This window comes from Pseudomonas sp. KU43P (assembly GCF_033095865.1).
In the GTDB taxonomy this organism is placed as follows: Bacteria; Pseudomonadota; Gammaproteobacteria; order Pseudomonadales; family Pseudomonadaceae; genus Aquipseudomonas.
In genome coordinates this window covers 819,925-843,961 of record NZ_AP019365.1, presented here as the reverse complement: position 1 = coordinate 843,961, position 24,037 = coordinate 819,925, and the positions used below count along the sequence as shown (strand labels likewise).

Genomic DNA, 24,037 nt, shown 5'->3' with positions numbered 1-24,037 from the left:
CGCTCCCCCTGCTCCACCATGAGCACAGCCGCCAACCCTGGCGGCTGCTGACAAGGAGTTAAGCATGCACAAGATGGCTTTACCGAGCCTGGCCGCCCTCGCCTTCACCGGCGCGGCCATGGCAGATGCCCAGATCGACCTGGGCGACAACCAACGCGTCACCCGTCTGTTCGCCTATCCCAACAACTGCCACGTCATCTGCTTTCGCGACTGGACGCTGGAGCAGACCGTCGAGCACTACCTGACCCAAAGCGTACGCCGCGACGGCCACGCCAACGCGCACGTGCAGGTAAGCCGCCACGGTGACCGCCTGCAGGCAACCATCAGCGAAGTGCCCGCCACGTATGCCGAGCCACTGCGCAAGTTGCTCGACAGCGGGGAACTCGCTTACGAAGGCGCCAGGCAACTCAACAAGGACGGCAAATGGTCCTATGACTGGTACCTGTTCCTGCCGCTGGGCATGGCCCTGCAGAATCGTCGCAGCATCGAGCTGCTGCACTTCCCGCCGGACTACTCACTGACCCAGGCCCAGGATTACCTGCGCTCCAACACCACCGACCGCTGGGCCGAGCTGCTGACCTTCAACGGTGTGGAGGCCAGCCAAACGGCGGCTTACCAGACCATCATCGACATCGCCCCGATCGCCGCCCCGGCCAGTGCGGGTGACGCACTGAAAGACACGTACAGCTACTTCAAGGACTATCAGCTGCGCATGGTCAGCGAAATGGCCCTGCCGCACGCCAGCAAGCCCCTGCCGATGGTTGCCTTCGGCGCTCCCGTGCGCAGCTGGATTCAGCAGCAGTACGGGCCTCAGGTAGGTGTGCTGGGCCTGGTCAACATCAGCCCGCAGCCGGGCAGCGAGGTACCGGTGCTGGGCTCCAACCACCCCAGCGCGATCTGGTATGCAGCAGACAAGGACAGCCACGGCGGCAATCAGGACGAGGCCGATGCGGCGGGGCTGAAGATGATGGGCCAGGACCTGACGGCGGCCTGCTGGCAGGCGGGGATGGGGCGTAATCAGCAGGCCGATGCGAAGTCGACGCTGAAGGCGTGCTCGAACAAGTGGCAGGTGACGCAGAAGAAGCAGACCTGTGAGCTGTTCTTCCGCACAGTGCGCCAGTTCACGCCGGAACAGGCGGCGGCCAAGTGCAATAGCGGGGTTGTGAAAAGAAGCCTGATGGAATTGCGCAGGCCGGTCGAGGGGGTGCAAAACCTTTGATTGATCTATCGCCGGCAAGCCGGCTCCCACGCTGATCCCGGCCCTGCAGGATCCTTGTGGGAGCCGGCTTGCCGGCGATAGGGCCGGTACAGGTAACGAAGATCAATCTTCGAGCAAGGTACAGGCCATCACCAGCGCATCCTCGCGCCCGCCTGCCATCGGGTAGTAATCCCGACGCCGCCCGATCTCGTTGAACCCATATCGCTCGTACAACCGATAAGCCGACTGATTGCTGGCCCGCACTTCCAGGAAACATTCCCGCCCATTGAGCTGGTAGGCCCGCGTCATCAGGTGTTCAAGCAAGCGCAAACCCAGCCCCCTCCCCTGGTTTTCAGGCTTGACGGTGATATTGAGCAGGTGCGCCTCGTCGATGATCACGTTGATCACCCCATGCCCCACCTGCTGCTGGCCATCGAACATCAACCACACTTCGTAGGACTTGAGCGCATCCTGGAAGATGCCACGGGTCCAGGGATGGCTGAACGCGGCATATTCGATCTTAAGCACGGCATCCAGATCCGCCTCGGTCATCGGGCGGAAACTGATCGAGTCACTCATTCAACGCTCTTCCAGCGCGCCATCAGCTGGCGCATCGCTTTCCAGACGTCCGCCTTGCGTTGCGGCTCGTCCATCAACAGTTCAAGGCCCGGCAAGGCCCAGGCATCGCCCAGGCCGTCGAGCTTCAGTGCTTGGTAATAGGCCGCGTCATCGATACCGGCGGCGAAGCGCAGGGCCGGCAGGCCGATCAGCCACAGGCAGGTACAAGGTGCTTCTTCCAGACGCGCCTGGATGAATCCCTGGACGAAATCACGCGCAGCGTCCGGGCCCTGGTCCATGTTGCCGCGCACCAGCAGCGGCCAGCGCACCGGTTCGCCGATGATCTGCGGCGCGTCTGGCAGGCCGGCGGCGCGCAGCATGTCCTTGAGCAGCAGATAGGACGGGTCGCGGCTCTGGAACGGCTGGCCGGTGGCCAGCTCCACCAGCAACAGGCAGCTGCCGGCGCGCAGCAGTTGCAGCGAGAAGCGCGGTGGCGGTACCGGGGCCGGGCGTGGCGCGGGGGCCTCTTGCTCGGCTTCGACCGGCTTGGCAACCGGCTTGGGTGTGCTGCCCGGGCGCGGAATCTCGATTTTCGGGCGCTCGCCGGAACGGGCCTGGGGTGCGGCCGGCGCCTCGCTGGCAGCCGGTGCAGAGGGCCTGATCTCGCGCTCGACTTCCTCGACCGGAACCTGCGGCAACAGCAGCTCGGGGCGCGACGGTGCGGCGAACGGCAGTTCGGCGCGCGGCAGCCAATGCACCACTTGCATGGCGGAAAGGTAGGCGCGGCGGCGGGGCTCGGTCAGCAAGGCACGGGTATCCGGGGGGAAGAAACAGTCGGGCATTCTAACGCTGTTGGCTCGCGAGTGCCGCAACTGGCCGGCAGAAAATTGCGCGCAGTACTGGCCTCATCGCCGGCAAGCCGGCTCCCACAGAGCTCGGTGGCGTACCTGTGGGAGCCGGCTTGCCGGCGATGAGGCCAGAGAAAACCCCATAAGAATCAGGGAGAACGCTCATTACAGACCAAGGGGTGAAATCCTCCCCCCCGGATGCAGTACAATCGCCCCCTTTTTACTTGGCAACGAGTAGACGCCAATGATCGAACCCAAGCGCGTCCTGCGCGCCCTAGCCGAACACTGGGCCCTGATCGAGCCGCTGTGCGAGCGCTTTGACCAAGGCACCCTGAGCCTGGTCGAGCTGCGCCAGCAACTGGGCCGCCAGCAAGTGGAAAGCACGCCGCAGGACATCACCCAGCTGCTCGACGTGTGGATCCGCCTGGATATCCTGGTACCGGTGGCCAAGAGCCCGAACCGTTTCGAGCTCAACGCCCAGATCCACGACTTCCTTGCCTACCTGCGCCGCGAGCACCGCCTGGGCCTGTGCCTGGAGATCGAGGCCTACCTGCGCCACCTGGAGCGGCTGGCCGGGCACATCCAGGATGCCTTCGACAACCGCGACAGCGACGACCTGGCGCGCCAGCTGCGCCTGCTCGACATGCGCGTGCGCGACGTGCTCAAGAAGCTCGACAACGACGAGCAGGCGCTGGTCGCGGTGGCCGAACGGGCCAAGACCAGCAACCGCCAGATCCCCCTGCGCCAGCGTTATGCCGAAGTGCTGGCAACCTGGGACGAGTATGTCGAGCCGATGATCCAGTTGGTCAACGCCGACGGCGCCTTCGAACAAGGCGTGCGCAAGGTCGAGACCGTGCTGCTGAAACTGCTGGGTGAACAGGCGCGCCTGGGCCACCTGGTCGACGACGACATGCTCCTGCGCACCCACGCGCGGATCCTGGAGATGCAGACCAGCGCCCAGCTGACCCTGCGCCACGCCCGCGAACTGCTGCTGCCGCTGCGCGAAGAAGCGCGCCGGCACAATGCCGTCACCCGTGGCGCCGCGCTGGCCCTGTCGGTTATCCGGCGCAAGGGCATCGACGCCGTGCCGCAGGCCGCCATGCCGCTGTTCACCCGCCCGCAGAGCACGTTCCTCGGCAGCGCCAGCCAGGTTGAGGCGTATGTCTACGCCCTGGCCCGCTTCGAGCCGAAACCGGCCAAGTTCCCCAAGGCCCACAAGACTCAGAGTGGCCCGCTGCCGCGCGCACCGCGCACGGTCAAGGAAATGCTCGAGCGCTGCGAAGACGCCCTGCCGCTGCCCGACCTGATGGTCTGGCTGCTAGAGCAGGAGCCCGAAGGCGCCACCGACGAACTGCTGTACTGGTTCTCGCGCCTGTCGCGGGAGAAGCGCTTCAAGCGCGAACGCCTGGAACGGCGTGACTACACCACCCAGGAACACCTGGTCAGCCTGCGCTCGTTCGCCCTGTCTTCCAGCCGCGACGCGCAACCTGAAACCCACGCGAGCCCAGCCCATGCATCTTGATCTCTCCGAACTGTCCCAGCTCGCGCCGATCTTCCGCGAGCTGTTCAAAGGCTTCCACGTCAGCCGCCGCGACCCGGAAATGTACGCCCAGCTGTCGAACTTCCAGGACCAGTACCGCACGCTGTTCAAGGCCCTGGGCTTCGAGCTGGTGTGCGATACCCGCGGTTTCTACTACTTCGTTCCCGAGCAGGCCGCCGCGCAGGTCAACAAGACCGCCCAGCGCCTGTCGCTGTTCACCTTCATCCTGGTCGAGCACCTGGCCGACCAGGGCCGCGACCCGATGGCCGTGCTCGACGGCGGCAGCATCGGCCGCGACGAACTGCCCTCGCTGCTGGACAAGTACCGCGACCTGTTCCTGCAGGCCGAAGTACAGACCGTCGACGAGCTGGAAGAAAAGATCATGCGCCGCATGACCCAGCTCGGCTTTGCCCATGAAGAAGGCGGTATCTACCGCTTCCTGCCGCCAATGCACCGCTTCCTCGACGTGTGCCTGTCGGTGCAGCAGGACCGCGACCTGGCTGCCAGCCTGCACAGCGACCTGCCGCTGCCGACTCCGGTACTGGTCGAAGAAGAGAGCCCGGAAGAACTGGCGCGCACCGACGACCCGCTCGACCTGACCCCGTTCGAGGCCGAGGAAAGCGAAGAAGAGGCCCTGGCCCGGGCCATCCGCGAAGAGCAACAGGAGATTGACGCATGAGCCAGGAACGCTACGGCATCCGCCGCTTCGCACTGCTCAACACCGCCGGCTACAGCCTCGGCCTGTTCCCCCTGGAACAGCCGCTGTCGGTCTACGGCGCCAACAACCTGGGTAAATCGGCATCGATCAACGCCCTGCAGTTCCCGATCCTGGCACGCATGTCGGACATGAGTTTCGGCAAGTACAGCCTGGAGCAGTCGCGCCGCTTCTACTTCGCCAGCGACACCTCGTACATCCTCTGCGAACTGAACCTGCCCCACGGCCCGCACGTGATCGGCGTGGTCGGCCGCGGCCCGGGCGGCGGTTTCGGCCACCAGTTCTTCGCCTACAAGGGCGAGCTGGACCTGGCCCACTACCAGAAGAACGACACCTGCCTGCGTCAGAAGGAGCTGTTCACCAACCTCGAGCGCCTGGGCCTGAAAGCCTATGAGCTCAAGCCGGACGAACTGCGCCGGCTGCTGGTCGGCGGCCACACTTCGGTGCCGCTGGACCTGACCATGATCCCGCTGCGCTCGACCAGCGAACAGAGCCTGAAAACCTTCCGCGCACTGTTCATCAACCTGCTGCACATGCGCGAAATCACTGCGGCCAAGCTCAAGCAGCTGTTCCTCGATGCCTTCGAGCACAGCCTGCGCTCGGGCAGCGTCGACTACATCGCCGCCTGCGAAGAAGCCTTCCGCGACGTACGCCGCATGGAGCAGGACTACAACGCCCTGGTCGCCGCGGGCCCTCTGGTCGAGGCTTTGGCCGGTGGTGTGGCCCAGCGCGACATCCTGCGCGGCAAGCTGCACCGCCTTTCGCCACTGCTCGACAACCTGCTGGGCACCTGGCAGGAATACGCCATGGCGCGCAAGGAAGAGCTGGTCATCCAGGCCGAGCACTACCGCGGTGAGCAGGACCGCCTGCAGAACGACCAGCGTGGCGGCACCCAGGAGCTGATGCGCCTGGAGCGTGAAATCACCGGTATCCAGCGCTGGCTCGGCGAGCTGTCGGTGCTCAAGCACCGCTTCGCCCTGGTCGATGACGTCAAGGTGCTGGAGCAGCAGCTGCTGGCTGCCAAAGACGCCCACGATGAACTGGCCGGCGCCCTGGCCCAGTCGCGCCAGTTCTCTGCCGAAGACCTCGACGAGCGCGTGCGCGACCTGGAAAAACGCCTGAAGCAGGTCAAGCAGCAGCTCGACCACGCCGACAACAACAGCTATGCCCGCCTGCGCGAAGAGTTCTCGCAGCAGGACGTCGACCGCCTCATGCGCCTGTTCAACGGTGCGCTGTTCAGCTTGCCGCTGGGCGACCGTGGCATCGAACTGGACGACAGCGACCTGTGGGTGAAATCCCTGGAAGCGGTGCTCGAAGGCTTCAAGGGCGAGCGCTTCGAAGCCCCAGGCATCTCCATCGATATCTCGCACATCGACCCGCCCGCCCTTCAGGCCCTGGCCGACCGCGCCGCCCTGCGTGACCAGAAGGACCGCCTGGACCGCGAGCTCAAGCAGCTCAAGACCCAGCAATCGGTGGCCGCCGACCGCACCGCCTCCAAGGCGCAGACAGAAGCCCTGTACCAGCAGGTACTGGATGCCCAGAAGGCGCTGGAAGATTACCGCCGCAGCGAAACCCTGGCCGCCGAAGAGCCGGAAAAGCTGGAACAGCTGGCGCAGCTCGAAGCTGCCCAGGACGAGCTCAAACGCTCCAGCGACGCGTTCACCGAGCGCGTCCAGCAACTGTCGGCCAAGCTGCAACTGGTCGGCCGCCAGATCGCCGACCTCGAAGCCAAGCAACGCACCCTGGAAGACGCTCTACGCCGTCGCCAACTGTTGCCGGCCGACCTGCCGTACGGCACGCCGTTCATGGAAGCGGTCGACGACTCCATGGACAACCTGCTGCCGCTGCTCAACGATTACCAGGACAGCTGGCAAGGCCTGCAACGCGTCGACAACCAGATCGAGGCGCTGTACGCCCAGGTGCGCCTGAAGGGCGTGGCCAAGTTCGACAGCGAAGACGACATGGAGCGCCGCCTGCAGCTGCTGGTCAACGCTTATGCGCACCGCACCGACGAAGCCTTGACCCTGGCCAAGGCGCGCCGCGCGGCCGTCACCGACATCGCCCGGACCCTGCGCAACATCCGCAGCGACTACGACAGCCTCGAACACCAGCTGGCCCTGTTCAACCGCGAGATCAACAAGCGCCAGGTGTCCAACCTGGAGAGCTTCCGCGTGGTGCTGGCACCGAACAAGGAAGCGCTCAAGCACATCGACCAGATCATCCACAGCGCCGGCCAGTACGAGGAAGGCGAGACCCTGTCGGTGTTCGACCTGACGCAAAGTGCCGAGCAGGATCACAAGAACGAAGAGGCCAAGGAGTACCTGGCACGGCTGGTGGCGGCCAACCACAACCAGCTGGGCCTCAAGGACCTGTTCGAACTGGCCTTCGAGATCACCAAGATCAACAGCCAGCCGGTGATCCACGCCGACATCGACGGCGCGGCGTCCAACGGCACCACCATGACCATCAAGGCGCTGACCAACATGTACCTGTTGCTGCACCTGATGGACCGTGACCTGGCCGGGCGCATTCGCCTGCCGTACTACCTCGACGAAGCGGCCGACATCGACGAACGCAACCAGGCGGCGCTGCTGGAAACCAGCTTGCAGCTGGGCTTTGTACCGATCCTGGCGAGCGTGAAGCCGCAAGTGTCGGCGCGGGTAGCGATCGACCTGGAAGGCGGCAGTGGGCCGAATGGCATCTACATCGACGAGGCGGACTGGAAATACATCAGCCGGCTGGATGAGGTGAAGGCGATCGTGCGGGAGGATCAGGCCGAGGAATTGGCCTGATTCGGGGTATTGGGGCCGCTTTGCGGCCCAATCGCCGGCAAGCCGGCTCCCACAGGGATTTCCACCGCTCTTGAGGGCTTTAAAGATCCCTGTGGGAGCTGGCTTGCCAGCGATTGGAGGCCAAAGGCCTCCCCCAGAAAGATCCCCATAGCCCTCGAAGACGGTGGAGATCCCTGTAGGAGCTGGCTTGCCAGCGATTGGAGGCCAAAGGCCTCCCCCAGGTAGATGTCCATAGCCCTCGAAGACGGTGGAGATCTTTGTGGGAGCTGGCTTGCCAGCGATTGGAGGCCAAAGGCCTCCCCTAGGTCATCAGTGCGCCCAAGGCAAAATCGGTATCGCTGTCACCGCATTCTGCGGGCTACCCTCGATCATGCGGTCGCTATACACCAGGTACACCAGCGTGTTGCGCTTCTTGTCCAGAAAGCGCACCACCTGCATGGTCTTGAACACCAGCGAGGTGCGTTCCTTGAACACCTCCTCACCGTCCTTCAATTCCCCCTTGAAGCTGATCGGCCCGACCTGACGGCAGGCAATCGACGCTTCCGCCCGGTCCTCTGCCAGCCCCAGGCCACCTTTCACACCGCCGGTCTTGGCCCGCGACAGGTAGCAGGTCACACCTTCGACCTTAGGGTCATCGAACGCCTCGACCATGATGCGATCGTTCGGCCCGAGGAACTTGAACACGGTAGACACCTGCCCGATTTCCTCGGCCCCGGCAACCATCGGCACCGCCAGCGCCAGCACGGCCAGGGCCCGCTTCAGCAGGCTCATACCAGCACCAGGTTGTCGCGGTGCACCAGCTCGGGTTCTGCGCTGTAACCCAGCAGCGACTCGATGGCATCGGACGGCTGGCCAATGATCTTCTGCGCTTCCAGCGCGCTGTAGTTGGCCAGGCCACGGGCCACTTCCAGACCATCCGGGCCGACGCAGACCACCATCTCGCCTCGGCGGAAGCTGCCCTGCACGGTCTTCACGCCGACCGGCAAGAGGCTCTTGTTGGCTTCCCGCAGCGCCTGCACGGCACCGGCGTCGAGCACCAGTGTGCCGCGGGTCTGCAGGTGGCCTGCCAGCCACTGCTTGCGCGCCGCCAGCATGCCGCGCTCTGGCGACAGCAGCGTGCCCAGGCGTTCACCGGCCTTGAGGCGGTCGAGCACGCGCTCGATACGGCCACCGATGATGATGGTGTGGGCACCGGAGCGGGCTGCCAGGCGCGCGGCGCGCAGCTTGGTCTGCATGCCACCACGGCCCAGTGCGCCACCGGTACCGCCAGCTACCGCATCGAGCGACGGGTCATCGGCACGGGCTTCGTAGATCAGTTGCGCTTCGGGGTTGTTGCGCGGGTCGGCGTCGAACATGCCATCGCGGTCGGTGAGGATCACCAGCAGGTCGGCTTCGACCAGGTTGGCCACCAGCGCCGCCAGGGTGTCGTTGTCGCCGAAACGGATCTCGTCGGTGACCACGGTGTCGTTCTCGTTGATCACCGGCACCACGCCCAGGTCGACCAGGGTACGCAGGGTGCTGCGGGCGTTCAGGTAACGCTTGCGGTCGGACAGGTCGTCGTGGGTCAGCAAGATCTGTGCAGTGTGCTTGCCGTGCTCGCCGAAGCTCGACTCCCAGGCCTGCACCAGGCGCATCTGGCCGAGCGAGGCAGCGGCCTGCAGCTCGTTCATCGCACTCGGTCGCGAGGTCCAGCCAAGCTGGCTCATGCCGGCGGCCACGGCCCCGGAGGAGACCAGTACCAACTCCACGCCCGCCTCACGCAGCGCGACCATCTGCTCGACCCACACGGCCATGGCACCGCGGTCGAGGCCCTTGCCATCCGCCGTGAGCAGCGCACTACCGATCTTCACGACCCAGCGCTTGGCGCCAGTCACCTTGCTTCGCATCTTGTCTTCCAACCTATGTCGAATCTGTAGATACCGTAGATACAAAAACGCCGCTCCAAAGAGCGGCGTTTAGTGTACTGCAACCGATCAGTCGCGCACGTAAATGATTTCCGGGCCGTCTTCGTCGTCCTCGAAATCATCGTCCCAGGCATCGTCGTCGCCGATGTCGTGCACGCTCTTGACGCCGGTACGGCGCAGGGTACGCGCGTCGTCCAGGGCCTGCAGCTGGGCACGGGCTTCGTCTTCGATGCGCTGGTCGAGCTCGGCCAGCTCTTCGGCGTAGGCCGGGTCGTTGGCCAGGCGGTCGGCGCGGTCTTCGATGTAGCGCATCAGGTCGTGGCTGAGCTGCTCGGTGCCCTGCTTGGCGATGGCCGAGATCACGTAGACCGGGCCTTCCCACTGCAGGCGCTCGACCACTTCCTTGACGCGCTCGTCGCGCTCGTCGTCCATCAGCATGTCGGCCTTGTTCAGCACCAGCCAGCGCTCACGGTCGGTCAGCGACGGGCTGAAGCGGGTCAGCTCGTTGATGATCACTTCGGCGGCATCGGCCGGGCTGCTGCCATCCAGCGGCGCCAGGTCGACCAAGTGCAGCAGCACGCGGGTACGCGCCAGGTGCTTGAGGAAGCGGATACCCAGGCCGGCACCGTCGGAGGCGCCTTCGATCAGGCCGGGGATGTCGGCGATGACGAAGCTCTTCCAGCGGTCGACGCTGACCACGCCCAGGTTCGGCACCAGGGTGGTGAATGGGTAGTCGGCGACTTTCGGCTTGGCAGCCGACACCGAGCGGATGAAGGTGCTCTTGCCGGCATTCGGCAAACCGAGCAGGCCGACGTCGGCCAGTACCTTCAGCTCCATCTTCAGGTCGCGCTGATCGCCCGGCTTGCCAGGGGTGGTCTGGCGCGGCGCACGGTTGGTGCTGGACTTGAAGCGGGTGTTGCCCAGGCCGTGCCAGCCGCCCTGGGCGACCATCAGCTTCTGGCCTGGAGTGACCAGGTCACCGATCACTTCCTGGGTCGAGGCGTCGATCACGGTGGTGCCGACCGGCACACGCAGGAACAGGTCTTCACCCTTCTTGCCGGTGCAGTCGGTGCTGCCGCCGTTGGAGCCGCGCTGGGCTTCGTGGTGACGGGTGTAGCGATAGTCGACCAGGGTATTGAGGTTTTCGTCGGCAACCATGTATACCGAGCCGCCATCACCACCGTCACCACCGTTGGGGCCACCGTTCTCGATGAACTTCTCGCGACGGAAGCTCATGCAACCGTTACCGCCGTCACCGGCCTTGACCCGAATGGATACTTCGTCAACAAACTTCATTCAAAAACCGCCTCTCGTCGATCGACGAGTTGAAGACTTAAAAAACCTGAGGCTCTTGCAAAAATGAGCGCGGCGGCCCCGTACGACCGTAGAAACCCACGCCGGCAGCCCATACAAACAGCTTTGCAAGAGGCTCACCACAAACGAAAAAGCCCCGTCGCATGACGGGGCTTCTGGAGCGACGTCGCGATTAAGCGGCGACGATGCTCACGTAACGGCGGTTGAACTCGCCTTTCTTCTCGAACTTGATCACGCCTTCGATCTTGGCGAACAGGGTGTGATCCTTGCCCATGCCAACGCCGTAGCCGGCGTGGAACTGGGTGCCGCGCTGACGGACGATGATGTTGCCGGCCTTGACGACCTGGCTGCCATACATCTTCACGCCAAGGCGTTTCGATTCTGAGTCGCGACCGTTACGGGTACTACCACCAGCCTTCTTGTGAGCCATGGTTCAATTCTCCAAATAAATTCAGGGGATCTAGGGGATTAAGCCTGGATGCCGGTGATTTTGATCTCGGTGAACCACTGGCGGTGGCCCATACGCTTCATGTGGTGCTTACGGCGACGGAACTTGATGATGCGTACTTTATCGTGACGGCCTTGCGAAACGACTTCGGCAACAACTTTAGCGCCGGCGACGACTGGAGCGCCGATGGTGACTTCTTCACCGTTGGCAACCAGCAGAACGCGATCGAAAGTCACGGATTCGCCAGTGGCGACTTCCAGCTTCTCGATCTTGAGGAATTCACCTTCAGCGACTTTGTACTGCTTGCCGCCGGTAACGATTACTGCGTAAGACATGGGTATTTCTCCGATAATCCTGCTCACCCAGCGCTTTATATGATGAGTATTGGCTGGCATGGCTGCATGGGGCTGGAACGGCCCTGTGCAATTGCGTAAGGCAGGTGCTGCCCAGGAAGTTAGGGTGCGCGATTGTACGCAACCCGGCTTTTGCTTGCAAGTGCCGGCCCCGGCCCACGGGCAGCGCGCCTTGACACACCGGTACCCGCGACCTAGCATGCCGCGCAACCTCACTGGAGCAGCCGATGCAACCCCAAACCTTCTACCGCGCGGTAGCTGACGATTTCAGCGCCGTCGACGAGATCATCAAGAAGCAGCTGACCTCGCGCGTGCCGCTGGTATCGAAGATCGGCGACTATATCACGTCCGCCGGCGGCAAGCGCCTGCGCCCCCTGCTGGTGCTGCTCTGCGGCAAGGCCCTGGGCCGCGAGGGCGACGACCTGCGCCTGCTGGCCGCGACCATCGAGTTCCTGCACACCGCCACCCTGCTGCACGACGACGTGGTCGACATGTCCGGCATGCGCCGTGGCCGTTCCACCGCCAACGCGCTGTGGGGCAACGCGCCGAGCGTGCTGGTGGGCGACTTCCTTTATTCTCGCTCGTTCGAAATGATGGTCGAGCTGGGCTCGATGCCGGTCATGCAGATCCTGTCCAAGGCCACCCGCGTGATCGCCGAGGGTGAAGTGCTGCAGCTGTCGCGCGTGCGCGATGCCAGCACCACCGAAGAAGTCTACATGGAAGTCATCCGCGGCAAGACCGCGATGCTGTTCGAGGCCTCGACCCACAGCGCCGCCGCGCTGGCCGAGGCTAGCGAAGAGCAACGCGAGGCCCTGCGCACCTTCGGTGATCACCTGGGTGTGGCCTTCCAGCTGGTCGACGACCTGCTCGACTACAAGGGCGACTCGCAGACCCTCGGCAAGAACGTCGGCGACGACCTGGCCGAAGGCAAGCCGACCCTGCCGCTGATCTACACCATGCGCGAAGGCACCCCTGAACAGGCGGCGCTGGTGCGCCAGGCGATCCAGAAGGGTGGCCTGGAAGACCTGGAGCAGATTCGTGTGGCAGTGGAAGCCTCGGGCGCGCTGGACTACACCGCGCAGCTGGCTCGCGACTACGTGGCCAAGGCCATCGAGTGCCTGGAAGTGCTGCCGGCGAGCGAGTACCGGGATGCGTTGGTCGAGCTGAGCGAGTTTGCCGTAGCGCGTACGCATTGAAATAGCGTCGCTCTCGATCGCGGATAAATCCGCTCCTACAGCGTTGTTGTAGGAGCGGATTTATCCGCGATGCTTTTGTGCAGACAAAACATTTCCCTGACAAAACCTTATACAATATGGGCCTTTACCGCCTGTCTGTTTAAGGAACCGAAGTGAGCACTCTGCCAGCCTGCCCGAAATGCAATTCCGAATACACCTATGAGGATGGCACTCAGCTGATCTGCCCCGAATGCGCCCACGAGTGGTCGGCCAGCGGCGAAGCCGAGGCCGCCAGCGACGATGTGGTGAAAAAGGACTCGGTCGGCAACGTGCTGCAGGACGGTGATACCGTCACCGTGATCAAGGACCTCAAGGTCAAGGGTTCGTCCCTGGTGGTCAAGGTCGGCACCAAGGTCAAGAACATCCGCCTGTGCGACGGCGACCACGACATCGACTGCAAGATCGACGGCATCGGCGCCATGAAGCTGAAGTCGGAATTCGTCCGAAAGGTCTGATTGCACAAATTCGCCAATTGGCACTTGCTATTCTGATAATAAGAATTATTCTCATTGGGACTGCTATCCAAGGAGAATAGCCATGACTTATCTGATAGACGCCTGGCTGGACCGCCCCCACCCCTACCTGCGCATCCTGCACCGGGAAACCGGTGAAGTGTGCGCCGTGCTCGAAGAAGAAGCGTTGGATGAACTGCGCGACCAGGGCGACCTGGACTTTGAAGGGTTGAGTTCGAGCGAGCCGATGGTGCTCAAGGAGCTGGTAAGGAACCTGTTTCTGTTCTGCTATGCACGGGCGTTGCGCCCTGGGGGAACAGACTGGAATTGAGGTAGGACACATCGCCGGCAAGCCGGCTCCCACAGTGACCGCACAGCGTGCACGATACCTTGTGGGAGCCGGCTTGCCGGTGATTGCGGTCTTACAGAACGTCGAGCAGCTCGACGTCGAACACCAGCACGCTGTGCGGCGGGATGCTGCCGACGCCTTGGGCGCCGTAGGCCAGCTCGCTCGGCACGTACAGGCGCCATTTGCTGCCAGCGTTCATCAGCTGCAGGGCTTCGGTCCAGCCAGCGATCACGCCACCCACCGGGAATTCGGCCGGCTGACCACGATCGTACGAGCTGTCGAACACAGTGCCGTCGATCAGGGTGCCGTGGTAGTGAGTGCGAACGTTGCTTTCGCGGGTCGGCTTAGCGCCTTCACCTGCGGTCAGCACTTCGAACTGCAGGCCCGAAGCCAGGGTGGTGATGCCATCACGCTTGGCGTTCTCGACCAGGAATTCCTTGCCGGCGGCAGCGGCAGCTTCTGCCTTGGCAGCGGCTTCGGCTTGCATCACTTCACGGATGACTTTGAAGCTGGCCGACAGGTCGGCTTCGCTGACGCGGCTGTCGGCGCCGTTGAAGGCGTCGGTCAGGCCAGCCAAGATGGCTTCCAGGCTCACGCCCGGTGGCGGGTTGTCGCGCAGTTGGCCGCCCAACTGACGGCCGATGCCGTAGCTGACGCGAGTTTCGTCGGTGGACAGGTTGAGTTCGGACATGGTCGTGCTCCACTGCAGGGCGCAGTGCAGCCGCGCCCTTGATGAAAAGGGCGAGCAGCCTAGCACACTGGGACGCTGCGAGCAGCTACCAGGCCGAACGCGGGGAAATCGGCACCTTGAGGTCTTCTTCCGGGTGGCTGCCCATGCCGCACATTTCATCCTGCACCGACCAGTGCACCAGGTTCATGGAGACCATTGGGATGGTTTGCAGCACCTTGCGCGCATCTTCCACCGAACGCACCCGCAAGCGCTTGCCACGTGTGTCATCCAAGGGGTGGGCGCGGCCGTTGACTCGGGCCTCGATCAAGTAGTCGCCGCCTTCGATGGCGATCAGGTTCACTTCATCGACATGGCCGGCCCTGGCCTCGGTATTGAGCTGATGCAGGTTCATGGGAGCACCTCGCTGGTGGAACCAGGCATGAGTGCTCATTTTTTGTACAAGGTGGGAGATAGTACAAGGCATAACTGACGCCGCTCGTCAGTTGGACTGCGCTGGCCTCATCGCCGGCAAGCCGGCTCCCACAGGGTCAGGTGTTGTTCCTGTGGGGGCCGTAAAGGGCTCAGTGCTTGGTGAGCTTGTCCAGGTAGCCCATGCAGAACGCCGACACCACGAAGGTCATGTGGATGATCACGTACCACATCAGGTAATCGGTGGAGATGTTCTGCGCATCCATGAACACCCGCAGCAGGTGAATGGACGAAATCGCGACGATCGAGGCGGCCACCTTCATCTTCAGCGACGAGGAGTCCATCTTGCCCAGCCAGTTGAGCTTTTCTTTGCTCTCGTCGATGTCGAGCTGCGACACGAAGTTTTCGTAGCCGGAGATCATCACCATCACCAGCAGGCCGCCCACCAGCGACATGTCGATCAGCGACAGGATCACCAGGATCAGGTCGGCTTCGCTCAGGGCGAAGACGTTGGGCAGGACGTGGATGACTTCCTGGAAGAATTTCAGCGCCAGGGCCAGCAGGCCGAGGGACAAACCGAAGTAGATAGGGGCGAGCAGCCAGCGCGAGGCATACATCGCGTTTTCGAGAATACGTTCCATGGAGGGTTTGGGACTCGTCAGGTGACTGGAAAAGCGAGCGCGAGTATAGCCAGCCACCTGTGACAGCAAAAGCCTGCGGCCTGTTGCCGCATCTGTCGAAGCGACGCCGTCAGGTTTCAGGATGGAACTGGTAATCCCCCAAGTTGCGACAGCGCTCGCCATTGATGCGGCGCAACTGCGCCTGCAGGTGCAATGTCCAGATCTGCGGCCCCTCGGTCACCTGGTACCCGTGCAGAGTCAGGCTGTCGACGATGGCGTTGAGCACCGATTCGGCCACCAGCGGCCCATGGAAAGGCCCCTGCGCCTTGATTGCCGAGGGTTGTTCACCGGACATGCCGGCGGCAAACAGCAAGGTCCACATGCCGTTGTCCCCGGCCAGCGGACGGATGCTGCATTCGATACGGGTCACCAGGCCCAGGCACTGGCGAGTAAGGCTGAGGTTGCGCATGGCCGCGTCCCCTCCAATGAGCCCTGTTCAGCCTGAAACCCCCAGGCTGTTTCCATCCTGAACGCTGATGCCGTCCTTAAGTTCCAGCATAGAAGAACGGCACAGAAAGATGGAAAACCGGCGCTGAACGGTAGCACATGGCCGCCAGCGCCGATTTATTGACTCAGGCCGGCTTGGCCTGGGCAATCACCTCTTCCAGGCGCTCCTTTTCCGCCTTCTCGATCTCCTCCTCGCCGATCATCTCGGCGATCTCGCGCAGGCGCTCGACCACCCGGGCGTTAACGCTGCCTTCGGTGAACTGGCCCTTGTCGTCCAGCTCGCCGGCGTCCTCGCCCACCAGCAGGCTCAGTGCCTCGTCGGCCTGGCTGACCGCGTACACATGGAACTGCCCATTCTCCACCGCCTGCAGCACACGCTCATCGAGCATCAAGGTCGCAACGTTGGCACGCGGGATGATCACCCCCTGCTCGCCGGTCAGGCCACGGGCTTCGCAGAGGCGGAAGAAGCCCTCGATCTTCTCGTTGACCCCACCCACCGCCTGCACTTCACCGAACTGGTTGATGGAGCCGGTGATGGCGAAGCACTGCTTGAGCGGAGTGCGCGACAGCGCCGAGATCAGCGTGCAAGCCTCACCCAGCGAGGCGCTGTCACCGTCCACGTAACCGTAGGACTGTTCTAGCGCGATGCTCGCGGAAATCGCCAGGGGGAACTCCTGGGCATAGCGGCTGCCCAGGTAGCCGGTGAGGATCATCACCCCCTTGGAGTGGATCGGCTGGCCCAGGTTGACCTCACGCTCGATGTCGACGATGCCGCTGCCGCCTGGGTAGACGGTGGCGGAAATACGCGCCGGCATGCCGAACGCCGAGTCGCCCACCTCCAGCACGGTGAGGCCGTTGCACTTGCCGATCGCCGCGCCTTCGCTGTCGATCAGAATGATGCCGGCGAGCATGTCGTCGAGCACCCGCTGCGACACACGCCCGGTACGCGTGGCCTTGGCCTTCAGCGCACGCTCGATATGGCCGGCGTCGGTCATCTCGTCACTGGCCAGTTGGCGAATGAAATCGGCCTCGCTGACCAGCTGGAACAGGTCGCCGATACGGGCCGACAGCCGCGACTGGTTTTCCGCCAGGCGCGCGCTGTAGGTGGCCAGGCGCGCCACTGCATCGCTGGTCAGCGGCGCCATGCCCTCCTCGTTGGTGCGAGTGCGCAGCAATTGCGCGAACTGCTCCAGGTTCTCGTCGACCATGGGCATGTCTTCGTCGAAGTCCACCAGCACCCGGAACATCTCCTGGAAGTCCGAGTCGTGGTCCTGCAGCGCGTAGTACAACTGGCGCGAGCCGATGATCACCAGCTTGACGTTGAGCGGGATCATCTGCGGGGTCAGGCTGACGGTGGCGACCCGGCCCAGCTCGCCCAGGGGCGACTCCATCTTCAGCTTGCGCGACTGCAGGGCGCGCTTGAGCGCATCCCATACGAACGGCTCGCCGAGCATCTTCTCCGCTTCGAGTATCAGAAAGCCGCCATTGGCACGGTGCAGCGCACCCGGGCGCAGCTGGCGGTAGGAGGTGTAAAGCGCGCCCTGGTCGGTGCTGTATTCGATGCGGCCGAACAGGTTGTCGTAGGTGGGGTGCGGCTCGAACACCACCGGCGCGCCGCCGTCGGCGTGGTGGCCCACCACCAGGCTCGGGGCGTACTGCTCTTCGAGCAGCTTGCGCGCCGCAGCGTCGGTCTTGGCGTCATCCACCAACTGCTCGACCACCGTGCGCAGCAGGTTCAACTGCACGGACTGCAGGTAGGCACATACCGCCGCGTTCTCGGCGTACTTTTCCGACAGAGGCGCCAGCAACGGCTGCAGGGCCAGGGTGATGGTCTCTTCGTTGAGCTGGCGCAGCTGGTTGTTCGACTCACGCTTCCACTGCGGCAGGCTGGCCAGCTCCTCGTTGAGGCGCTCTTCGAGCAGGGAAATGTCTTCGTGGAACTGCTCGCGCACCTCTTCCGGCAACTGGGCGAATTCGGCCTCGTCCAGCGCCTTGCCGTCGGCCATCGGGGTGAAGGCAACGTTGCTGGCGTCGCGGTACAGGGCCACGTCTTTTTCCAGCGAAGCACGCTCGATCACATCCAGGGCGCGGTCATATCGCTGGTTGAAGGCGCGGTCGATGGCGCCTTTCTTCTGCTGGTAGGACGGGTGTTCGAACACCGCCGGGAAGGTGGCCAACAGGTTGTCGATCAGCCCGCCCATGTCGCTGATGAACTCCGCGGCACTGCCCGAAGGCAGCTCCAGGGCACGCGGTTCACGGGTGTCGTCATAGTGGTTGACGTAGACCCAATCGGCCGGGGTCTGCTGGCGCTTGCCCTCGGCCTTGAGGTAGCGCTTGACGAACGAGAAGCGGCCGGTGCCGGGCTCGCCCATCACGTACACGTTGTAGCCAGGGCGTGGCATGGCCACGCCGAACTGCAGGGCCTCGACAGCACGTTCCTGGCCCAGGACTCCGCGAAACGGCTCCAGATCGTCGGTATGGGTAAAGGCAAACTGCTCGGGGGAGAAACGCCGGGTCAGGGCTTCAGGCGCGAGACGCAGGCGCGCAGCGACAGGATCGGGCATTGGGTTTCCTTACTTCGGCGGGGCAGATACGCAGCATTCTGGCGCTGCCCGCGCGCGCGTTGCAAGGCTCCACGGGACTTTATGTCGCAGGCGCACTGCGGTAGTTCACAAGCAAATTTTTCGCAATGAATGACGCAACCTTTAGATCGTGCCTAAACTCCAAGCTGCGCGGGTGGGTGAAACGCTTTCCCGACTTGGCAACCGAGTTGCCAGAAACCCTGACCCTTGGTTAAGACAAATAGAGAACAAATGCTATGAAACGGATTCTTCTGGGTACTCTGTTCACCGTGGTCTCCCTCAACGCCATGGCCGAAGCGCCAGGTGGCCCGAACTGCGGCTGGGGCAACATGCTGTTCGAAGGCCAGCGCGGCACACCGGCCCACTTCCTGGCCTCCACCACCAACGGCACCTCCGGCAACGCCACCTTCGGCATGACCTCCGGCACCAACGGCTGCTCTACCAAGGCCTCGCTGACCTATGGCGGCAAGTCCTGGTTCGCCATGAACGGCATGATGAACGAGCTGTCCGAAGACATGGCCATGGGCCAGGGCGAAGCCCTGACCACCTATGCCGTGGTCCTCGGCGTGGCACCGGAAGATCGCGGCTACTTCGCCTCGGTCACCCACCAGCACTTCAACCAGATCTTCAGCAGCGCCGACGTGACTGCCGAAACTGTGCACAGCAACACCCTGGCCGTTCTCAAGAGCGACCCACGCCTGGCCAAGTACGCTACCGAGGCCTAAGCGCAGCTACTCCCCGCCCCAACCCGGGGCGGGTTTCGCCTTTTTCGGCATCGTCTAGAAGTAGTTGCCCGATATGCTCAAACGCTTCGCTTACCTGGCGCTGTGCGTATGCGCCCCGCTTGAGGCTGCACCGGTGCTGGACGCCACCCGTGTGCAACAACTGGCCAACACCCCCTACTGGATCGCCCTGGGCCATTACGAAACCGCCAAGCTCGGCGGTTGGCGCAGCTATGTGGACGATGACGCGTTCTTCCTCGCCGACGATGGCGCGCACCACCCCGATCAAGAGCTGCAGGCCACGGTGCAGGCGCTCTATGCCCCAGCCAGCCTGGGTGACAAACACGCCCAGTGCGTGTTCCCCGCGCGTACCCGCTGGCTGCGTGAGCAACTGAACCTGCAAGACCTGCCGCAACCGGACTGCCAGGAATTCAAGACCTGGTACCAGTCGATCGACCCGCACAGCGCGGCGCTGATCTTCCCGGCGGCCTACCTGAACAGCCCCTCCTCGATGTTCGGCCATACCCTGCTGCGCATCGACCAGGCCAACACCCGCAGCGACGACACCACGCTGCTGAGCTATGCGATCAACTTCGGTGCCTACATCGAAGGCAGCGACAACAGCATCCTGTATGCCTGGAAAGGCCTGATGGGCGGCTACCCCGGCCTGTTTGCGCTGATGCCCTACCAGGAAAAACTCTCCGAATACCGCAGCCTGGAAAACCGCGACCTGTGGGAATACCAGCTCGACCTCACGCCGGAAGAAACCGGGCGCATGGTCGAGCATGTGTGGGAACTCAAGCAGATCCAGTTCGACTATTTCTTCTTCGACGAAAACTGCTCGTACCGCCTGCTGGAACTGCTGCAGGTGGCCCGCCCGAGCCTGGACCTGACCGCGCAGTTCCCGATCACTGCCATCCCCACCGACACGGTCAAGGCCGTCAAACAATCGGGCCTGGTCGCCAGCGAAACCTACCGCCCTTCGCGCGAACGCGAGCTGCTGGCCCGTGCCGAGCCGCTGGACGCCGACGAAAAACGCCAGGTGCTGGCCGTGAGCGCCGATACCGCGCAACTGCAAAGCCCTGCCTTCACCGCCCTGCCCCGCGAGCGCCAGGCGCTGGTGCAGGATGCCGCGTACCGCCTGGAGCGCTACCGCGCCAATGGCCAGGAGCGCGACCCTGGCCAGGCTGCGCGCAGCTTCGAATTGCTGCGGGCCATCAACCGCAACCCGCCGCCGCCGCTGGATATCGAACGCCCCGGCCTGCCCGAGGACGGGCATGACTCGCGCACCTGGCAGCTGGGGGTCGGAACCCGTGAAGACCGCGCCTACGCCGAATACGGCCTGCGCATGGCCTATCACGACCTCAATGACAACGCCTATGGTTTCCCCCTGGGCGCGCAGATCGAGATCCTCCAGCTCAAGTTGCGCCAGTACGAAGGCAATGACTGGCAGGTACAACGGCTGGACCTGGCTACCATCCGTTCGCTGACACCGCGCAACGAGCTGCTCAAGCCGTGGTCGTGGCAAGTGGCCGGCGGCCTGGAGCGGGTGCCGGGCAAGCATGACGACGAGGTGCTGGTGAGCCATGTGAACGGTGGCGCCGGCGGTACCTGGCAGTTGGCCGATGGCTTGCTGGGGTTTGCGCTGGGCACCGTGCGAATCGAGCATCACAACGACTTTTCGCAATTCATCGCCCCGGCAGCGGGATTCAACGGTGGTCTGCTGTGGCGCAATGGGCTGGGCAACATGACGCTGGAGGCCAAGGGGGATTACTTCACCAATGGTGAGGTACGGCGCAGTGTGAGCTTGAACCAGCAGTGGGAGATCAGCCAGAACCTGGGGCTGAGACTGAGTGCTTCGCGGGAGTTCAGCCATTTGGCGACGGCGCAGAATGAGGTGATGCTGGAGTTGAAGTGGTATCACTACTGAGTTGAGGTTGACTGTACTGGCCCTATCGCCGGCAAGCCGGCTCCCACAGGTACAACACAGGTTTCAAATACTGTGCTGTACCTGTGGGAGCCGGCTTGCCGGCGATAGGGCCAGGACTGAAAACACTGTGAACCAAGCGACGCTTTGACACTGTTTTGACAGCTCCACGACAACTGGCCACCTAGACTTTCCTGCATCACTCAGAGGTTCTGGAACGTCATGTCGCGGTACTGGTTCGGCTTATGCGTTGCCTTGTTGCTCTCCGGTTGCGAAACCACCCACGAGCAGATGCTCAGCCAAGGCTATCCCCCCTCCTACGCCGACGGCTTCCAGGACGGCTGCAGCAGCGGTCGCCAAGCGGCCGGGGCCATGGCCGGCGACTTTCGCAAGGATGTTCCGCGCTACCTGCACAACCGCCAGTACGAAACCGGCTGGGACGACGGTTTTCGCCAGTGCAACGCCATGAAGAACAGCGAAGATGAGCGCCAGTACCGTGATCGCTACTGGAACGAGCGTGACCGTGAATGGCAGCAGGAGAAAGACCGCGACGCGGCGCGTGCCTACCGCCACGAGTAGGTCGTAAACGGACATTCCTTGAAACCCGCGACCTGTCACCATGGTCTCCAGCACAAGGAGGCCCACCCATGAGCCGAGCATTCGTCAACGAGGACCAAGCCGCCGCCCAGGCCGATCAACCGGTGGAGCGGCGGGTCAGCGACCAGCCCAACTACGTCACCGCCAGTGGCCTGCGCCAGCTGCAGGAGCGTGTGGCCGAGCTCAATGCACTACGCAGTGAATTGCAGGCCCAGGGTGATCGTGCGGACAAGCAGCGCCTGGCGGATACCGAGCGCGATCTGCGCTACTTCAGCGCTCGGGCGCAGAGCGCGCAGGTGGTTCCTGCCGCCACCTCGACAGACAAGGTGCAGATTGGTAGCCGGGTGAGGTTTGTCGATGAGCAGGACCAGGAGCATGTGGTGCAACTGGTTGGGGAGGATGAGGCCGATGCTGGCCGGGGGCTGATCAATTGGGGTTCGCCGCTTGGGAGCGCGTTGTTGGGCGCCGGGCCTGGGGATGAAGTGGTGTGGCGGCGGCCTGCGGGGGATCAATCGATCGAGATCATCGAGATTGGCATTGAAGCCTGAAAGGCGGGGCCGCTGCGCGCCCCAATCGCCGGCAAGCCGGCTCCCACAATGCCAGCGGCGCTGCTGTACCTGTGGGAGCCGGCTTGCCGGCGATTGGGCTGCAAAGCGGCCCCAACTGCTACATCAGACCACGCCCTGGGCCAGCATGGCATCCGCCACTTTCACGAAGCCCGCGATGTTGGCGCCCTTCACGTAGTTGATCTTGCCATCGGCCTCTTCACCGTAATGCACGCAGGCATGGTGAATCGACTGCATGATGTTGTGCAGCTTGCTGTCCACCTCACCCGCGGTCCACAGCAGGCGCATGGCGTTCTGCGACATCTCCAGGCCCGACACGGCGACGCCGCCGGCGTTGGAGGCCTTGCCCGGGGCATACAGGATGCCCGCGTCGATGAAGATATCCACAGCCTCGAGGGTGGTCGGCATGTTGGCGCCTTCGGCCACGCAGATGCAGCCGTTGCGCAGCAGGGTGCGTGCGTCTTCGCTGTCCAGCTCGTTCTGGGTGGCGCACGGCAAGGCGATGTCGCACGGCAGGCTCCACGGCGTCTGGCCCTTGCGGAACTCCAGGCCGAAGCGCTCGGCCAGTTCGCTGATACGGCCACGCTTGACGTTCTTCAGCTCCATCAGCGCATCCCACTGCTCGTCGGTCAGGCCCGCTTCGGCGTACAGAGTACCTTCGGAGTCCGACAGCGAGATGACCTTGCCGCCAAGGTCCATGACCTTGCGGGCAGCGTACTGGGCCACGTTGCCGGAGCCGGACACGGCCACACGGCGGCCGTCGATGCGCAGCTCTTGGCGCTTGAGCATTTCTTCGGCGAAGTACACGCAGCCGTAGCCGGTGGCTTCAGGGCGGATCAGGCTGCCGCCGTAGGTCATGCCCTTGCCGGTCAGCACCGAGGTGAACTGGTTAGCCAGGCGCTTGTACTGGCCGAACATGAAGCCGATTTCGCGGGCACCCACGCCGATGTCACCGGCCGGTACGTCGAGGTCGGCGCCGATGTGGCGGTACAGCTCGCTCATGAAGGCCTGGCAGAAGCGCATGACTTCGGCGTCGCTCTTGCCCTTGGGGTCGAAGTCCGAGCCGCCTTTGCCGCCGCCCATCGGCAGCGAAGTGAGGGAGTTCTTGAACACCTGCTCGAAGGCCAGAAACTTCAGCACGCCCAGGTTCACCGACGGGTGGAAGCGCAGGCCGCCCTTGTACGGGCCGATGGCGCTGCTCATCTGGATGCGGTAGCCACGGTTGACCTGGACCTTGCCCTGGTCATCGACCCACGAGACGCGGAACAGGACGGCGCGTTCAGGCTCGACCATGCGCTCGAGGATGCCGGCTTGCAGGTAGTGAGGGTTGGCTTCGAGGAACGGCCAGAGGCTGCGCAGCACCTCTTCGACGGCCTGGTGGAATTCGGGCTGGGCAGGATCACGTTGTTTCAGGCGCGCGAGGAAGTGGTCGACGGATTCGATCATGGTAGACATCTCACCAAGAGGGATTGGACTTATTGGTTTTTCCGCAATGTACCAAGAAGCAATCGCACCGGAATAGGGCGAAATGTCGTTTTTTTGAAATTATTTGGTGCGTTTTATATAAGTGTATACAAAGTTGGCTGTGCGGCGAGTTCATCGCGGATGAGTCCGCGCCTACGGGAGCAGCGCAGATTCTAGCCTTTGCAGGAGCGGATTCATCCGCGATAAAGCCAGCGCTACTTTAAAGCCGAGCACAAAAATGGGGCCC

The 24,037-nt window shown here is 63.4% G+C and carries 24 protein-coding genes; 11 read left to right on the top strand and 13 right to left on the bottom strand.

Going from position 1 to position 24,037, the window contains the following annotated elements; translation table 11 throughout:
- Positions 1-64: 64 nt before the first annotated feature.
- Positions 65-1,219, top strand: a complete 1,155-nt coding sequence (locus KU43P_RS03805) for a hypothetical protein (RefSeq protein WP_317661120.1) — start codon at positions 65-67, stop codon at positions 1,217-1,219.
- A gap of 102 nt (positions 1,220-1,321) precedes the next feature.
- Here KU43P_RS03805 and rimI read toward each other — a convergent pair whose 3' ends face one another.
- Positions 1,322-1,777 carry a ribosomal protein S18-alanine N-acetyltransferase gene (gene rimI, locus KU43P_RS03800; RefSeq protein WP_317661119.1) on the bottom strand — a complete coding sequence of 152 codons (456 nt, stop codon included), beginning with the start codon at positions 1,775-1,777 and terminating at the stop codon, positions 1,322-1,324.
- Positions 1,774-2,562, bottom strand: coding sequence for an energy transducer TonB (locus KU43P_RS03795; RefSeq protein ID WP_317663722.1), 789 nt, complete (start codon positions 2,560-2,562; stop codon positions 1,774-1,776). Before KU43P_RS03795 ends, rimI begins: the two co-directional genes overlap by 4 nt.
- A gap of 286 nt (positions 2,563-2,848) precedes the next feature.
- On the opposite strand from KU43P_RS03795, the gene mksB reads away from it, so the two are divergent.
- From mksB to mksF, 3 genes are read left to right on the top strand one after another with little or no spacing between them, the layout of a single operon-like run.
- A complete protein-coding gene (gene mksB / locus KU43P_RS03790) occupies positions 2,849-4,126 on the top strand; it encodes an Mks condensin complex protein MksB (RefSeq protein WP_317661118.1) in 1,278 nt (425 codons plus the stop codon).
- Positions 4,116-4,823 carry an Mks condensin complex protein MksE gene (mksE, locus tag KU43P_RS03785; protein WP_317661117.1) on the top strand — a complete coding sequence of 236 codons (708 nt, stop codon included), beginning with the start codon at positions 4,116-4,118 and terminating at the stop codon, positions 4,821-4,823. The genes mksB and mksE overlap by 11 nt, the downstream gene beginning before the upstream one ends.
- Complete coding sequence (gene mksF / locus KU43P_RS03780) at positions 4,820-7,651, top strand: Mks condensin complex protein MksF (RefSeq protein ID WP_317661116.1); 2,832 nt, start codon at positions 4,820-4,822, stop codon at positions 7,649-7,651. Before mksE ends, mksF begins: the two co-directional genes overlap by 4 nt.
- A gap of 309 nt (positions 7,652-7,960) precedes the next feature.
- Here the strand turns inward: mksF and KU43P_RS03775 are convergent, their stop codons facing one another.
- The 5 genes from KU43P_RS03775 to rplU all read right to left on the bottom strand — a co-directional run bounded on the left by KU43P_RS03775 (position 7,961) and on the right by rplU (position 11,652).
- The gene (locus tag KU43P_RS03775; RefSeq protein WP_317661115.1) at positions 7,961-8,422 is read right to left on the bottom strand and encodes a CreA family protein; all 462 of its coding nucleotides are present in this window, start codon (positions 8,420-8,422) and stop codon (positions 7,961-7,963) included.
- Complete coding sequence (proB, locus tag KU43P_RS03770; RefSeq protein ID WP_317661114.1) at positions 8,419-9,537, bottom strand: glutamate 5-kinase; 1,119 nt, start codon at positions 9,535-9,537, stop codon at positions 8,419-8,421. The genes KU43P_RS03775 and proB overlap by 4 nt, the downstream gene beginning before the upstream one ends.
- Positions 9,538-9,624: 87 nt before the next feature.
- The gene (gene cgtA, locus KU43P_RS03765; protein WP_016392849.1) at positions 9,625-10,851 is read right to left on the bottom strand and encodes an Obg family GTPase CgtA; all 1,227 of its coding nucleotides are present in this window, start codon (positions 10,849-10,851) and stop codon (positions 9,625-9,627) included.
- 190 nt (positions 10,852-11,041) lie between these two features.
- On the bottom strand, positions 11,042-11,299 hold the full coding sequence (rpmA, locus tag KU43P_RS03760) for a 50S ribosomal protein L27 (RefSeq protein WP_008092023.1): 258 nt from the start codon (positions 11,297-11,299) through the stop codon (positions 11,042-11,044).
- A 38-nt stretch (positions 11,300-11,337) separates the two neighbouring features.
- Complete coding sequence (gene rplU, locus KU43P_RS03755; RefSeq protein ID WP_003247466.1) at positions 11,338-11,652, bottom strand: 50S ribosomal protein L21; 315 nt, start codon at positions 11,650-11,652, stop codon at positions 11,338-11,340.
- A gap of 245 nt (positions 11,653-11,897) precedes the next feature.
- On the opposite strand from rplU, the gene KU43P_RS03750 reads away from it, so the two are divergent.
- The 3 genes from KU43P_RS03750 (at position 11,898) to KU43P_RS03740 (ending at position 13,688) form a co-directional block, all read left to right on the top strand.
- Positions 11,898-12,866 carry a polyprenyl synthetase family protein gene (locus KU43P_RS03750; protein ID WP_317661113.1) on the top strand — a complete coding sequence of 323 codons (969 nt, stop codon included), beginning with the start codon at positions 11,898-11,900 and terminating at the stop codon, positions 12,864-12,866.
- A gap of 152 nt (positions 12,867-13,018) precedes the next feature.
- Entirely contained in the window at positions 13,019-13,360 is a 342-nt protein-coding gene (locus tag KU43P_RS03745) for a zinc ribbon domain-containing protein YjdM (protein WP_317661112.1), read from the top strand.
- Between the two features lie 82 nt (positions 13,361-13,442).
- Positions 13,443-13,688 (top strand): hypothetical protein, encoded by a 246-nt coding sequence (locus KU43P_RS03740; RefSeq protein ID WP_317661111.1) that lies wholly within the window; start codon positions 13,443-13,445, stop codon positions 13,686-13,688.
- A gap of 91 nt (positions 13,689-13,779) precedes the next feature.
- Here KU43P_RS03740 and KU43P_RS03735 read toward each other — a convergent pair whose 3' ends face one another.
- The 5 genes from KU43P_RS03735 to KU43P_RS03715 all read right to left on the bottom strand — a co-directional run bounded on the left by KU43P_RS03735 (position 13,780) and on the right by KU43P_RS03715 (position 18,496).
- Positions 13,780-14,397, bottom strand: coding sequence for an FKBP-type peptidyl-prolyl cis-trans isomerase (locus KU43P_RS03735; RefSeq protein WP_317661110.1), 618 nt, complete (start codon positions 14,395-14,397; stop codon positions 13,780-13,782).
- Between the two features lie 85 nt (positions 14,398-14,482).
- Positions 14,483-14,788 carry a DUF6482 family protein gene (locus KU43P_RS03730; RefSeq protein ID WP_317661109.1) on the bottom strand — a complete coding sequence of 102 codons (306 nt, stop codon included), beginning with the start codon at positions 14,786-14,788 and terminating at the stop codon, positions 14,483-14,485.
- Positions 14,789-14,957: 169 nt separating this feature from the next.
- On the bottom strand, positions 14,958-15,446 hold the full coding sequence (locus tag KU43P_RS03725) for a TIGR00645 family protein (protein ID WP_170028202.1): 489 nt from the start codon (positions 15,444-15,446) through the stop codon (positions 14,958-14,960).
- Positions 15,447-15,555: 109 nt separating this feature from the next.
- Complete coding sequence (locus KU43P_RS03720) at positions 15,556-15,894, bottom strand: hypothetical protein (protein ID WP_317661108.1); 339 nt, start codon at positions 15,892-15,894, stop codon at positions 15,556-15,558.
- Positions 15,895-16,057: 163 nt separating this feature from the next.
- Positions 16,058-18,496 (bottom strand): Lon protease family protein, encoded by a 2,439-nt coding sequence (locus KU43P_RS03715; RefSeq protein ID WP_317661107.1) that lies wholly within the window; start codon positions 18,494-18,496, stop codon positions 16,058-16,060.
- A 254-nt stretch (positions 18,497-18,750) separates the two neighbouring features.
- On the opposite strand from KU43P_RS03715, the gene KU43P_RS03710 reads away from it, so the two are divergent.
- From KU43P_RS03710 to KU43P_RS03695, 4 genes are all read left to right on the top strand, one after another.
- The gene (locus KU43P_RS03710; RefSeq protein ID WP_317661106.1) at positions 18,751-19,239 is read left to right on the top strand and encodes a DUF3015 domain-containing protein; all 489 of its coding nucleotides are present in this window, start codon (positions 18,751-18,753) and stop codon (positions 19,237-19,239) included.
- Between the two features lie 73 nt (positions 19,240-19,312).
- Complete coding sequence (locus KU43P_RS03705) at positions 19,313-21,166, top strand: DUF4105 domain-containing protein (RefSeq protein WP_317661105.1); 1,854 nt, start codon at positions 19,313-19,315, stop codon at positions 21,164-21,166.
- A 219-nt stretch (positions 21,167-21,385) separates the two neighbouring features.
- Positions 21,386-21,742, top strand: coding sequence for a hypothetical protein (locus KU43P_RS03700; protein ID WP_317661104.1), 357 nt, complete (start codon positions 21,386-21,388; stop codon positions 21,740-21,742).
- A gap of 68 nt (positions 21,743-21,810) precedes the next feature.
- Positions 21,811-22,308 (top strand): GreA/GreB family elongation factor, encoded by a 498-nt coding sequence (locus tag KU43P_RS03695; RefSeq protein WP_317661103.1) that lies wholly within the window; start codon positions 21,811-21,813, stop codon positions 22,306-22,308.
- A gap of 123 nt (positions 22,309-22,431) precedes the next feature.
- On the opposite strand, the gene gdhA is transcribed toward KU43P_RS03695, so the two are convergent.
- Positions 22,432-23,772, bottom strand: a complete 1,341-nt coding sequence (gdhA, locus tag KU43P_RS03690; protein WP_317661102.1) for an NADP-specific glutamate dehydrogenase — start codon at positions 23,770-23,772, stop codon at positions 22,432-22,434.
- Between the last annotated feature and the right edge of the window lie 265 nt (positions 23,773-24,037).